The organism is Photobacterium malacitanum (assembly GCF_900185615.1).
Classification (GTDB): domain Bacteria; phylum Pseudomonadota; class Gammaproteobacteria; order Enterobacterales; family Vibrionaceae; genus Photobacterium; species Photobacterium malacitanum.
Window position 1 is genome coordinate 288,364 of the sequence record NZ_FYAK01000001.1, and the last position, 14,442, is coordinate 302,805.

General features: G+C 38.7%; 8 protein-coding genes. All 8 read left to right on the plus strand.

Annotated features, from left to right (window positions below):
- Window positions 1-3 precede the first annotated feature (3 nt).
- The 8 genes from PMAL9190_RS01295 to PMAL9190_RS01330 all read left to right on the plus strand — a co-directional run bounded on the left by PMAL9190_RS01295 (window position 4) and on the right by PMAL9190_RS01330 (window position 14,386).
- On the plus strand, window positions 4-222 hold the full coding sequence (locus tag PMAL9190_RS01295) for a DUF2835 domain-containing protein (protein ID WP_087843569.1): 219 nt from the start codon (window positions 4-6) through the stop codon (window positions 220-222).
- An 83-nt stretch (window positions 223-305) separates the two neighbouring features.
- Entirely contained in the window at window positions 306-5,126 is a 4,821-nt protein-coding gene (locus PMAL9190_RS01300; protein ID WP_087843570.1) for an NAD-glutamate dehydrogenase, read from the plus strand.
- A 276-nt stretch (window positions 5,127-5,402) separates the two neighbouring features.
- Window positions 5,403-6,413, plus strand: a complete 1,011-nt coding sequence (pyrD, locus tag PMAL9190_RS01305; protein ID WP_087843571.1) for a quinone-dependent dihydroorotate dehydrogenase — start codon at window positions 5,403-5,405, stop codon at window positions 6,411-6,413.
- 210 nt (window positions 6,414-6,623) lie between these two features.
- On the plus strand, window positions 6,624-7,166 hold the full coding sequence (locus PMAL9190_RS01310) for a cell division protein ZapC (protein ID WP_087843572.1): 543 nt from the start codon (window positions 6,624-6,626) through the stop codon (window positions 7,164-7,166).
- A gap of 875 nt (window positions 7,167-8,041) precedes the next feature.
- On the plus strand, window positions 8,042-10,180 hold the full coding sequence (gene rlmKL, locus PMAL9190_RS01315) for a bifunctional 23S rRNA (guanine(2069)-N(7))-methyltransferase RlmK/23S rRNA (guanine(2445)-N(2))-methyltransferase RlmL (protein WP_087843573.1): 2,139 nt from the start codon (window positions 8,042-8,044) through the stop codon (window positions 10,178-10,180).
- Entirely contained in the window at window positions 10,181-10,441 is a 261-nt protein-coding gene (locus PMAL9190_RS01320; RefSeq protein ID WP_087843574.1) for a glutaredoxin family protein, read from the plus strand.
- Window positions 10,442-10,446: 5 nt separating this feature from the next.
- Window positions 10,447-12,369, plus strand: a complete 1,923-nt coding sequence (uup, locus tag PMAL9190_RS01325; protein ID WP_087843575.1) for an ATP-binding cassette ATPase Uup — start codon at window positions 10,447-10,449, stop codon at window positions 12,367-12,369.
- A gap of 10 nt (window positions 12,370-12,379) precedes the next feature.
- On the plus strand, window positions 12,380-14,386 hold the full coding sequence (locus PMAL9190_RS01330; protein WP_087843576.1) for a DUF3466 family protein: 2,007 nt from the start codon (window positions 12,380-12,382) through the stop codon (window positions 14,384-14,386).
- The last annotated feature ends 56 nt before the right edge of the window (window positions 14,387-14,442 follow it).

Here is a 14,442-nt window from a genome sequence, read left to right on the forward strand (position 1 = left end):
GCGATGCGCAGTTTTACGTTTAACGTTAATATTAGCTACAACATATTTTTGCAGCACTATTCTGGTACGGCAAGTAATGTGGTGGTGTTAACCGATACAGGGTTAAAGCTTCAACTACCAGCTGTAAGGTTACGTGGTTTTCTTACTCATGCCGGTGTGGTAGGAAAGTTTCGTTTATACGTAAATAACGATAACAAATTTGAGACAATTGAACGTATTTAGAATAATTCCAGTCTAAAACGTCACACCACCAGCATCAAACTCTATACTTAACAGTATAATTATAAAGATGTTGGAGCGTATGTATGACTGCACCCGACAATATCGTCCCCGTTTTACTTGAAAAAGTGTATGACTTAATTGCTACCAAAGTAAAACCTCCTCAAAGTGCGTTAGTGATGACGCTTGCTAAGCAACTCTTAGCACAACTTGCTGATGATGACCTGTTACAGCGTAACGAATCTGACCTTTATGGTGCGATTTTAAGCTTATGGCAGCATATTGCTATGAATAAGCCTGAGCATATCTCGGTGAGGGTTTATAACCCCAGTGTGAGCCGCCATGGTTGGAAATCAACCCATACAGTGGTAGAGATCGTAACGCCTGATCAGCCATTTTTAGTTGATTCAGTGCGTATGGCATTAGACCGACTCGGTATAACCAGTCATTTGATGCTTAATGGTCCGTATCGGTTTCAACGTGATAATAATGGGCAGATAATCAAAGCGTGTAGCGACAAGGGTGAACAGCAAACATTATTTCATATTGAAGTCGATCGTTTACCAACTAATGCTGAAATCGCCCAGTTAAAGCGTGAGTTAACCTGTTTATTGAAAGATATTACGCTGGTGGTAAAAGATTGGCAGCCAATGCAACAGAAGTTATTGCACGTTGCTTCTGAATTACACCACCACGACTTACCACTTTCTAAGGTGCATTGCCAAGAAGCACTTGAATTTATAGACTGGTTAACGAGGCATAATTTTACCTTTATGGGCTATCATGCTTATGATCTTAATGTAGTTGAAGCAGATTATGAACTGACTCCGGTTAAAAATAGTGGCTTAGGATTATTAGCGAAAACAACATCAGCAGCCACATTTCGATTATCTAGCTTGCCAGAATCAGCCCGTGTCGAGGCGCAAAAACCTGAAGTTCTCATTCTTACTAAAAGTAATGGTAAATCACGCATTCATCGTCCTGCTTATATTGATTATGTAGGAATAAAACGTTTTGATAAGCAAGGTAATATTATTGGTGAGCATCGCTTCATTGGTTTATATGCGTCAAGTGCTTATCATCAAACAGTGGATAATATCCCTCTTATACGCAACCGTGTTAGTCGTATTTTGCAAGCTAGTGGTTATTCAAAAGGATCATATTCATGGAAAGCGCTCAATAATATTTTAGAAACCTATCCTCGAGATGAGCTTATTCAAGCCAATGAAAATGAAATGTTGGCAGTCGGTATGGGCGTCGTAAGAATGCAAAATCGTGATTTATTACGGCTATTTATTCGACGTGATCCCTTTGGGCGTTTTTTTTCATGCATGGTCTATGTCAGTAAAGAGCGTTATAACACCGAGTTAAGACGAAAAACCCAACAAATATTAAAAACGTATCTAAGTTCTGATGAAGATGTTGAATTTACAACTTTTTTTTCTGAAAGCCGATTAGCACGTACACAGTATATTGTGCGGGTTGAAAATAATAATAGTGACATTGATGTTAAGGCTATTGAGCATAATTTAGTTGAAGCCGCCTTATTGTGGGAGGATCGATTAACTCATGCTTTAGTGGCTAATCTTGGTGAGAGCAAAGGGATTGCGGTGGCAAAAAAATACATCAATGCCTTTCCTCGTTCATATAAAGAACAAATGTTACCAGGTTATGCTGTTGCAGATGTACTGCAATTGGAACAATTAAGTGATAGCCATAAATTGGGGATGTTATTTTATCGCCCTCAAGAAGAAGCGACTGATTCCAGTGTTATTAAGCTTAAACTTTTCCATCGTACTCAGCCTATCTATCTTTCTGATGTGATGCCGATGCTTGAAAACTTGGGGCTGCGAGTTGTTGGTGAATCACCATATCAAGTAACAACGGCGAATAATACGATTTATTGGGTGCTTGATTTTTCAATGTTACATAGTCGCTGTGGTGGTATTGATTTAACTGAAGCGAGAGATCGATTTCAAAGTGCATTGGCGTTGATTTGGGAAGGAAAGTTAGAGAGTGATGGCTTTAATCGATTAGTGCTTAATGGTGGATTAACCGGACGTGAGGTGACAATTTTACGTTGTTATGCACGGTATATGCGCCAGGTAGGCTTTCCTTTTAGTCAGCAATATATAGAAGAGACGTTAACTCACCATAATGATATTGCATGCGATTTAATAAACTTGTTTCAATTACGCTTTAATACAAAATGCCATCATTCCAAGGTGAGTGAGCAACTGGCAGTAGAAAAATTGGAGCAAAAGCTAGATTTAGTCGAAAGCCTAGATAATGATCGTATCCTGCGGCGCTACATTGATATGATCCTAGCAACAGTGAGAACGAATTATTATCAGCAAGATAGTCAACATCTGCCAAAACATTGTTTAGCGATAAAACTTCGACCAACACATATTCCTGATATACCTGCGCCGATTCCGATGTTTGAAATATTTGTTTATGCTCCTGATATTGAAGGTGTGCATTTGCGGGCAGGCAAGATTGCTCGTGGCGGGTTACGCTGGTCTGATAGACAAGAAGATTTTAGAACCGAAATATTAGGCTTAGTGAAAGCCCAACAAGTTAAAAATACCGTAATAGTCCCCGTAGGTGCGAAAGGCGGCTTTGTGTGCAAACGGCAGCCGCAATTAAAAACACGTCAAGACGTTATTGATGAAGGCATGCGTTGTTATAAACATTTTATAGAAGCTCTTCTTGATGTTACCGATAATATTATTGATGGCAAAGTAATAGCGCCTATTGATGTGCGTTGTCATGATGATCATGATCCTTATCTGGTCGTTGCTGCCGATAAGGGGACTGCAACTTTCTCTGATTTAGCCAATTCTATCGCTGCTGATTATCAATTTTGGTTAGGGGATGCCTTTGCGTCGGGGGGATCACATGGTTACGACCATAAAAAGATGGGGATCACAGCTAAAGGCGGATGGGAATCTGTTAAACGTCATTTTCGTGAATTAGGGATTGATTGCCAAGCAACACCATTTTCTTGTGTTGGTATTGGCGATATGGCTGGTGATGTGTTTGGTAATGGTATGTTACTTTCATCACATACGCGACTAGTTGCTTCTTTTAATCACCAACATATTTTTATTGATCCAGCCCCTGATGAACAGATTAGTTTTCAAGAACGATTGCGGTTATTTAAACTGCCACGTTCGAGTTGGCAAGATTATAATTCAACACTGATTTCTGCTGGTGGCGGCGTTTTTTCTCGCCGTAGTAAATCGATTAAACTCACGCCAGAAATCAAACAAAGACTGCAAACGAAAAAGCACAGCTGCACACCAAATGAATTGATTCAGTTGATATTACAGCTTGATGTTGATTTGTTGTGGAATGGCGGTATTGGAACTTATGTAAAAGCCATGTCGGAATCAAATGCTGATGTTGGCGATCGTGCTAATGATGGGGTGCGTATTAATGGCCACCAATTAAAAGCAAAGATTGTTGGTGAAGGTGGGAATTTAGGTTTAACCCAATTAGGACGGATTGAATATGCTACCCAAGGTGGACGAGTTAATTGTGATTTTATCGATAACGTTGGTGGTGTTGATTGTTCCGACAATGAAGTAAACATTAAAATTTTACTCAATAGCCTCGTTGAAGAAGGTGATTTAACTTATAAGCAACGTAATCTGCTGTTAGATAGAATGGAAGCTGATGTAAGTAAGCAAGTATTGACTGATGCTTATTGTCAAAGTGAATCCATTTCAGTGACGCAATATCAACAAACAGCATTACTTAAAGAACAAATTCGTTTTATTCATCATTTAGAACGGATAGGGAAGTTAGATCGTTGTCTAGAGCATCTACCTGATGATGAAACCTTGATTGAAAGAGAAAAATCAGCAATAGGTCTGACTCGACCTGAGTTATCGGTGCTGGTGGCATACGGAAAGATGATCCTTAAACAACAATTAGAAAATGCTGATATTGCTAATGATGATTTTCATCGTAATCAGTTAATAACCTATTTTCCAACGGCATTAAAAAAATATCAGCAACAGATGCTCCATCACCCATTAACCAAAGAAATTATTGCAACCGCGTTGGCAAATCAGATGTCCAATGAAATGGGGTGTAATTTCGTAACACGGTTACAAGAAGAAACCGGATCATCAGTCGTTGATATTGCATCAGCCTACGTCGTTGGTCGTGAAATTTTTCATTTTCCTGAATTATATATAGCTATTAGGCAATTAGATAATCAACTAACGACGGAGACTCAATATGATATGTTGTTTCAGTGTCGGCGAATGTTACGTCGAATAACACGGTGGTTGTTACGTAATCAGGACCGAAAGTTAACGATAGAGCAGCAGATTGGTTTTTATAAGCCTTATGTTTTTGATCTACGAAAAAACCTAGAACGTTACCTTGTCACTGATGAGGTGAAAGAACATCAACACCAAGCTCAGCAATTAATTAATGCCGGCGTACCTCAAACGTTGGCTGATAATATTGTGCGTTTACCCAGTCTATATTGTGCGCTTGATATTGGTCAAATAGCCGAACAACAGCAACAGACGGTAAGTCATATTGCTCAAGTATACTTTTTGGTTGGGGTCGATTTATCACTCCATTGGTTTTTGAAACAAATAAATAATCAGCCAGTAGAAAATCATTGGCAAGCATTGGCAAGAGCATCATTTAGAGAAGAACTCGATTGGCAGCAACGACAACTGACGGTATCTGTTATTCAATATGTGGCAGCTCAACCACAAGATTGTGTAAGTCAATGGGTGGATGATCATCTTGTTGCTATTCAACGTTGGGAGAGTGTATTAACAGAATTTAAAATAGGAACGGTGCATGAATTTGCCAAATTTGCAGTCGCACTAAGAGAGTTGACCTTATTAAACCTTCATTCTCAGTCTCGTAGCTGAGTATAAATCCCGATGGGGGGTTGCTAAAAGGTTAACTGGGGTAATGAAATTGTATCTGGTATGTTGGATTGGATGGTTTTTGATACACTCCAACGAAAACGTTTGCTTTTTATGGGGTTTATTTTAAATAAGAGTGATTTATAACTCATTGTAAATATTGATATAAATTATAAGTATCTGTTTTGTTGATAATAATCAAATTAATAGGGATTGTATTTAGCACTATAACTGTGAATAATACCACCCCGTTTATACGGGATTTTTAATGGAGTTATAATGTTATATCGCATCGCACGATCCGCTATTTTCCAGTTGGATGCAGAAAAAGCACACGACCTCGCTATTCAGAATTTTTCTCGCTTTACTGGTACTCCACTTGATCTCTTCTATCGTCAACATGTTCCAGAACGTCCTGTTGAAGTGATGGGCATTACGTTTAAAAATCCTGTTGGTTTGGCTGCTGGCCTTGATAAAAATGGCGAATGTATTGATGCATTTGGCGCAATGGGATTTGGTTTTGTTGAAGTAGGTACCGTAACCCCACGTCCTCAATCGGGAAATGATAAGCCACGTTTATTTCGTTTAATTCCAGCAGAAGGCATCATTAACCGTTTTGGTTTTAATAACCTTGGCGTTGATAACTTAGTTGAGAACGTGAAGAAGTCGACCTATGACGGTGTTATTGGTATTAACATTGGTAAAAATAAAGACACACCAATTGAAAAGGGTGCTGAAGACTATTTAATCTGTATGGAAAAAGTCTATCAGTATGCTGGTTATATCGCAGTGAATATCTCATCACCAAATACACCAGGGTTACGTTCATTACAATATGGTGAAGCATTAGATGACTTGTTAGCACAATTAAAGCAAAAACAAGCAGAGCTTGCCGAAAAACATGGAAAATATGTTCCATTAGCGCTTAAGATCGCCCCAGATCTTGATGATCAAGAAATTGTTCAGGTATGTGAATCACTTATTCGCAATAAGATTGACGGTGTAATTGGTACTAATACTACGCTAGATCGTACTATGGTTGAAGGTATGGATCATTGCGATGAGACGGGAGGCTTAAGTGGCCGTCCATTACAAAACAAGAGTACTGACGTTATTCGTAAAATGGCGGTTGCTTTGAATGGTGCACTACCGATTATTGGTGTAGGCGGTATCGATTCAGCAATGGCGGCGCGTGAAAAGATCCATGCTGGGGCTCAATTAGTTCAAGTTTATACCGGATTTATTTATCATGGTCCTCGCTTAGTTAAAGACATTGTTAATGGCCTTTAATATATCAGTATGATGTAACGTTCATGTTATTGATTAAGCCAAATTGATTATTGCTTTCAATTTGGCTTTTTTATATCTAAAAATTGAAAATCTCACAAAAATACAGATTTAACGTTAATGTATTTTTCAAAATCTTCCTCTTTTAATTCACCATTGGTGACGTAAAATTTTGTCTATAATCTAGACACATAGCAAGCTAGAGAGGATGTTATGCTAACACCTAATAATTCTTGGTATTGGCAATTTGATACTAAGAGAAATACATTAATGCTAGAACTTGGTAATGAATTATTGTTTTGCGTGGCTATACCAGCAAAGCAATTAACGGTTGAAGCTAAATCCATTTCAAATCAAATCTTCACTGTGGCCGATGTTGCAGCTTACCAAACCTTTAAAGAAGGCATGGTTGATTTACCGTTATCAGAAGCACGAAAATCTGAACTCGCTTTAAATGCAGTCGCGGCATATCGGTTTCAAAAACCATTAATGCTAAAAAGTTGGTTTTTTGTTCCACAAGCAGGTGTTGATCCTGATTGGGGGGAGGTGGTTATTTTAAAAACGGCTGATGATTATGCGCGGTTTATTATTATAGAAACTGACGGAAATTCAAGCCTCTGCATGTTAGCTGATGTTACCCCAATAAAACTTGATCATGATAAGGAACTTAATTTTTCAGATACTATTCGAGTTATGAATAATCGCATTTCACCTTATTCAGGATCATTGCCTATAGGTCTTGCGCTGGTAGGGTAGGGAGTTACTCTTATGTAGCTCCCTTATTTTACTTGCTTGTTAAGACCTATTTTATTATGAACTATTAGTTCCATCATTTCATTTGTTACTCCTTCCTTATTGTATTGTTGTTCCTCACATCAAAGTAAAGCGTCCCACTTAGTTAAGTCATCACACCTTAGATTCGTTAGCGTTACGCATCTATTGATGACTATTGATGATGCAATCTATTTGTGTCAGTGGTTGACTCGTCTTTCGTAGCTGCTTAATCACATTAATGTGTTGATTAAATAACGTCCACTACTAGAGCTTGCTGGTGGTATTAGAGCAAAGCAGAGACAATAAAGTGACATTAAGTACTAACAACATGTGATCATGATCTAAAATTCCGCCATTTTAGTATAAAAAACGTTCACCTTGATGATGTAAATACCAGCATAACTCACTTTATTTGTTGTTATTTATCTCAAACTCAATCAATTAACTTCCTTATTTAACAATAATTGATAGCTGATTGATAAAACTTGCTCGACAATATTCCATTTATTCCAATGTTGTCTTTTTGTGTTTGATATATATTTAAATATAGTTTGTATTTTTAGCTGTTTTGTTATTTTTATTATTTAAATACAGTTGGTTATATATTGTTTACTTATATGGACAACCGTTTTTGAGTTTAATTTTGAACAATAATTTGATGTGAATCGCCCTATTGTTTGCTATTGGAAAATATCGTTAGTACGATGAAATTTTATTCAAATATGTCAGGTAACAATGTTGACAGGGAATCAAAGGCTGTTTTTTTCATTAAATTAGTGAATTGATTGTGCTAAAAGCGAGGTATTTAATGTGATTTCAGTTATAATTCGATGCAATATTAGTGTGAAAAGAACGCCATGAATCAATATTTAGCGATTACTTCCCGCGGCCTAGAAAACTTGCTTGCGGATGAATTAGAACAATTAGGTGCACAAAACATTCAAGTTGTGCATGCCGGTGTCCGTTTTAAAGCAGATCAAGCAATGGCTTATCGTTGCTGTCTATGGACTCGTATTTCCTCTCGAATCATCCAAGTGCTGAGTGAGTTTAATGTCCGTGATGATATGGACTTATACTTAGGTGCAACGGCGATTAATTGGATGAGCCACTTTGATAGCAATACCCGTATTGTGGTTGACTTCAACGGTACTAACCGCGAAATCCGCAATAGCCAATATGGTGCGATGAAAATCAAAGATGCGATTGTTGACCGTTTTACTAAAGCAGATCTTCGTCGCCCTAATATCGATCGTGAAAATCCAGATCTACGTATTCATATGCGTCTGTCTGGTGAGAAAGGTATTCTTGGTCTAGATATGGCTGGTAGCGGTTTACACCAACGTGGTTACCGTAGCGAAGCCGGTCGTGCGCCTTTACGTGAAACCCATGCTGCTGCATTGGTGATGAAAAGCGGTTGGACACCAGAAACCGCATTATTAGATCCAATGTGTGGTTCTGGTACGCTCGTGATTGAAGCCGCTATGATGGCTGCTGAAATTGCACCAGGCCTTAAACGTAAGCGTTGGGGCTTTGAGTCAATTAAAGATTTTGATAAAGAAGCATGGTTAGAAATTCATGCTGAAGCGACAGTGAAAGCGCGTCGTGGCCCATCAAAAGTAACGACGAAATTCTTTGGTCGTGAAATGGATCAACGTGTATTAGCGATCGCTCGTGATAATGCTGGCCGTGCCGGTGTAAAGAGTCTGATTGACTTTGCATACGGTGATGCAACACAACTTATTCGTCCAGAAGGTTTTGAGACTGGTATTATTCTTTGTAACCCTCCATACGGTGAGCGTTTAGGTACAACATCTGAACTTATCTCATTGTATAAAGAATTTGGTAACCGTTTAAAGCTGGCCTTTGAAGGTTCAGTTGCGGCTATCTACTCGGGTTCAAATGAATTGCTAAGCTGTATGCGTATGCGTGCAGATAAACAATTTAAATTAAAAAATGGTGCGCTTGATTGTGTACTTAAAACGTATTTAATTACTGCAGGTAGTGTTAAGAAAGAAGATGGCGAGCAAGAAGGCGTTATTGTTCAACAAGACGTAGCACCTGATTTTGCAAACCGTTTGAAAAAGAATATTGCCAAGTTAGGTAAATGGGCTAAGCGTGAAGGCGTTGAGTGTTACCGTATTTATGATGCGGATCTTCCTAACTACAATGCCGCTATCGATAAATACAATGATTACCTTATCATTCAAGAATACGCGGCACCAAAGACGGTTTCTGAAGAAACAGCTCGTCGTCGTATTATGGATGTATTACGTGCCACGATTGAAGTAACAGGCGTTGAGCCAAATAAAGTTATTCTAAAAGTACGTGAGCGCCAAAAAGGCCGTAATCAATATCAAAAACTATCAAGTGCAGAACGTCACATGATCGTTGATGAATATGGTATTAAGTTTAAAGTGAATCTTTATGATTACCTTGATACTGGCCTATTCTTAGATCATCGTATTACCCGTCGTATGCTAGGTAAAATGGCAGCAGGGAAAGATTTCCTTAACTTGTTTGCTTACACCGGCTCGGCAACTGTTCATGCTGCAGTAGGTGGCGCAAAATCAACAACAACTGTTGATATGTCAAATACGTACTTACGTTGGGCTCAAGAGAACATGGAGCTTAATAATCAAGTGGGTGAACAGCATGAGTTTGTTCAAGCAGATTGTCTACAATGGTTACAAGAAGTTGATGATACATTTGATTTGATTTTTATCGATCCACCAACGTTCTCAAACTCTAAGCGTATGAAGCAGACATTTGATATTGAACGTGATCACATCATGTTGATGGAAAATCTAAAGCGTATGCTGCGTCCTGATGGACAGATTGTATTCTCTAACAATAAGCGTCATTTCAAGATGGATCTTGAGAAATTAACTGAACTTGGTCTACACGCTAAGAATATTTCAGATAAAACATTACCACTTGATTTCGCTAAGAATAAGCAAATCCATAACTGTTGGATTATTACCCACAAGGAAGACTAAGTGTTAATAACACTTTATAGCACACAAGGATGTCATCTCTGCGAGCAAGCTTATAGTTTGCTGGTGGAGATGGGTGTGCAGCATCAAGTAAGCATCGTTGATATTGCCTTTGACGATGCTTTATTCTCTCGTTACGGTGTAACAATACCCGTACTCTCGATTTCAAATCATGATGATCACACTATTTCAACGCCAGAACTTCATTGGCCGTTTGATCGAAATAGGATAACAGCATGGTTAATTACTAATGAGCTTGGTTAAAAAAGATGGCACTAATTAAAATCAGTAACGCCCAACTAGCCTATGGCGATCATGCTTTACTTGATAAAGCAGAATTCATTCTTCATTCTAATGAACGTGTTTGTCTTGTTGGCCGTAATGGCGCAGGTAAATCGACACTAATGAAAGTGATTGCTGGTGAGGTATTACTTGATGACGGTAGCATTCAACGTCAAAACGAGCTGGTGGTTTCACGCTTAGAGCAAGATCCACCGCGTAATGCTGAAGGTTCTGTATTTGATTATGTTGCTGAAGGTCTTGCTGACGCTGGTCGTGTATTGCGTGAATATCATCATCAGTTAGATTTGGTGACAGAAGATCCTAGTGAAGCAAATATTAATAAGCTAGCACGTATTCAAGAACAGGTTGATCACCATAATGGTTGGCAGCTTGATACTCGTATTGCCACAGTACTAGAGAGTTTAAAATTAGAACCACAGACTTTGTTAACTGACCTGTCTGGTGGTTGGCAACGTAAAGCAGCACTTGCACGTGCCCTTGTATGTGATCCTGATATTCTATTATTGGATGAGCCAACTAACCACCTTGATGTTACAACCATCGAATGGCTAGAAGGTTTCCTAAAAGATTTTCGCGGTTCAATTATCTTTATTTCTCACGACCGTGCATTCATTCGTTCAATGGCAACACGTATTATTGACTTAGATCGTGGTCAATTAGTGTCTTTCCCTGGTGACTATGAAGGTTACCTAGAGGCGAAAGCTGAGTTACTTCGCGTAGAAGAAGAACAAAACGCGTTATTTGATAAGAAACTTGCACAAGAAGAAGTTTGGATCCGTCAAGGTATCAAAGCTCGTCGTACCCGTAATGAAGGTCGTGTACGTGCACTTAAAGCATTACGTAATGAACGTAGTGAGCGTCGTGACGTTGTCGGTAAGGCTGATATGCAGCTACAAGATGCCAACCGCTCAGGCAAGATTGTCTTTGAAGCTAAAAACATCGGTTATAGTTACGGTGATAAGCAAATCGTTAAAGACTTTAGCTTTAATGTTATGCGTGGCGATCGTATTGCATTAATTGGTCCTAACGGCTGTGGTAAGAGTACACTAATTAAAGTGATGCTTGATAAATTACAAGCCACAGAAGGTGACTTCCACTGTGGTACTAAATTAGAAGTAGCTTACTTTGACCAATACCGTGAAATTCTCGATCCAGAGAAAACGGTAATGGACAACCTTGCTGACGGTAAGCAAGAAGTAACTATTAATGGCAAAACACGTCATGCGTTAGGTTACTTACAAGATTTCTTATTCCACCCACGCCGTGCTCGTACACCAGTTAAAGCGTTATCGGGTGGTGAGAAAAACCGTTTATTATTGGCAAAATTGTTCCTTAAACCTAATAATTTATTGGTACTTGATGAACCAACAAACGATTTAGACATCGAAACATTGGAACTTTTAGAAGATATTCTTGCCAATTATCAAGGAACATTACTTTTAGTGAGTCACGATCGTCAATTTGTTGATAATACTGTGACTACGAGCTGGATTTTTGAAGGTGATGGCGTTGTTAACGAATACGTTGGCGGTTACCATGATGCTCAATCTCAACGTGCTAATTCTTATGCCAATCAAGCAAAAGAGCAGGCTGCTCAAATTGAATTAGCAAAAAAGAAAAAAGCTGATCAAGAACAGAAACAGCAACAAGCGACACCTAAACGTGCAGGTAAGAAGTTATCTTTTACACTTCAACATGAGCTAGCTGCTTTACCGCAAAAAATTGAAGACTTAGAAAATGAAATCGCAAAATTGCAGGAACAAATTAATGATCCTGCGTTCTTCTCGGATCCGAAGAATGATACTCAAGCGACGCTAACAGCTTTAGCTAAGTTAGAACAAGAGTTTGAAGTAGCATTTGAACGATGGGAAGAACTGGACGCGATGTAAAGGAACCCTAATGCCAAATAAGATTTTAAAGCTTTCTACACTTGCGATTTTAATTGCTGCTGCCTCACAAGCGAGTGCTGCTGTATATACGATTGTACCTGTTGATCAGAATAGTACATTAAACGATCAGCCTTATTTTAATAATGCGCAATCTGGTGCTCCACTTGAATATTCAAGTACAGGCATTCAAGACTCAGGTACTGATGCGAGTTGTTTCACTGCAGATTGTAAAACTGAAGCTTATAACGTAACGAGTAAAGCAAGTCGTGGTACAGAAGGTACACCGATTGCAGATACCACGCCGTATAATCAAAATAGCCAAGACATAACAACGCAATCTCAATTACGCTACTATTGTGAAAACAATCTTGGTTATGGGATTTGTGATTCATGGGCTGACAATCAGTTTTTTGGACGTGATTATTCTGAAAATGATGTATGGAATGGTCAGGGTTTAGGTGGCTTACAGAAAAAACAAGCGGCTTGGATTAATGGCTATCATTCTAATACTCAAGGCTTAGTTGATGGTGCGCCTGTAAATACTTTTGCTGAAGATGATGCAAAGTATGATGGCACGCAAAAACAGAATCTAGGTTCAATTGTTGCAAATACCACTGATAGTATTGTTAAAGGTGCTGTAGGTACTGATTTTGTTTATGGTATTACATCATCGGCATTATTTGAAAACGCAACAGGTAAGCCAAGAGCATTTAGCAAACGTGGTTTTGTTAATGTAAATGATAAATCTGTTCAATTAGCACCTGTAACGACATCGAATGAACTTGTTTCAAATATGGGACAAACTCAAGCGAATGATGCTGTTGCTATGAAGGATGGTAATCTGCTTGTTGTTGGTTCATCATCTTATGCGCCAAGCTTTTATGCTCAAGATCGCGATGGTAATTTCCGTGAAGATTCGAATAAATTACCAAATGCCGATGATATATTAAAAGATAGCGCAAAAGATTTAGATTTTAATAGATTTAAGCAGTGTGCGATTAATCCATCTAATAATCTATATGCTAATTGGGAATGTCAATTTAGTACATTTGCTAACGAAGCTGCATTTTGGATCGTTGATGCTAATGGTACCAAGACATCGGTAGCAGCTAGTGCAATTACTGCAGGTAGTGGTAATAATCGTGCAGGGTTAGCTGTAATTGATAAAGACAATGATACGTTATCATTCCAAGCATCGGCACAAGCTGTTGCACTAAAGAGTGACGATACTCCAATTGCTGTTGGTTACTCTACTGCAGATGTTAGAGATGACTTCTATGCTATGCAAGCAACTTACTTTACACCTAATGATAGTAGTTTAGCGTCATGGACTGCTACAGCAATTCCTGGTTTGGATATTAAGCCAGGTGATGATCGTGATTTTACTTACACGATGGCAAATGGTGTTAATAGTCATTCTGTGATTGTTGGTGATGCAAAAGGTAACGGCACAAAACCACAACGTGCATTTATCTATCAAGTGGGTCAAGGTAATGCTAAATTCTTTGATCAACTAGCACCTTCACTGTTTTTTAAAGACTCAAACAGTAATGCTGCTGCAATCAATAATAATGGTCAAGTTGTCGGTTGGGTTGATGCTGAAGCAAGTAATGGTGCAGAAGCGCGTCATCGTGCCTTTACTTATATCAATGGTGCAGCTCAAGGTCCGTTAACGACGGGTGGGGCTTGGATGCTTGATGATTTAACCAATGATGGCGGTGCTGCTAACTCTGTTGCTAACTCATACCGTATTATGAATGCAACGGGTATTAATAATGCTGGCGTGATTTCAGCGACAGCATTCTATTGTGCTGGTGGTTATGAGAATTTAAGTAAACTTGCACATTGTAGCGGTACTGAGCAACAAGTTGTTGTTAAATTAGTTCCTAAAAATACCGATGCAGTCATTCAACCTCGTGCAAAAGATGAAGATAAACCGTATAAGCGCTCTGGTGGTTCTCTAGGCATTTTAGCTTTGACAGCACTCGGCTTTATTGGTTTCAGAAGAAGAAAATAATTTAATAATTAAATTGTTTAATTGCAACGGGCTCACAATTTGTGAGCCCGTTTTGT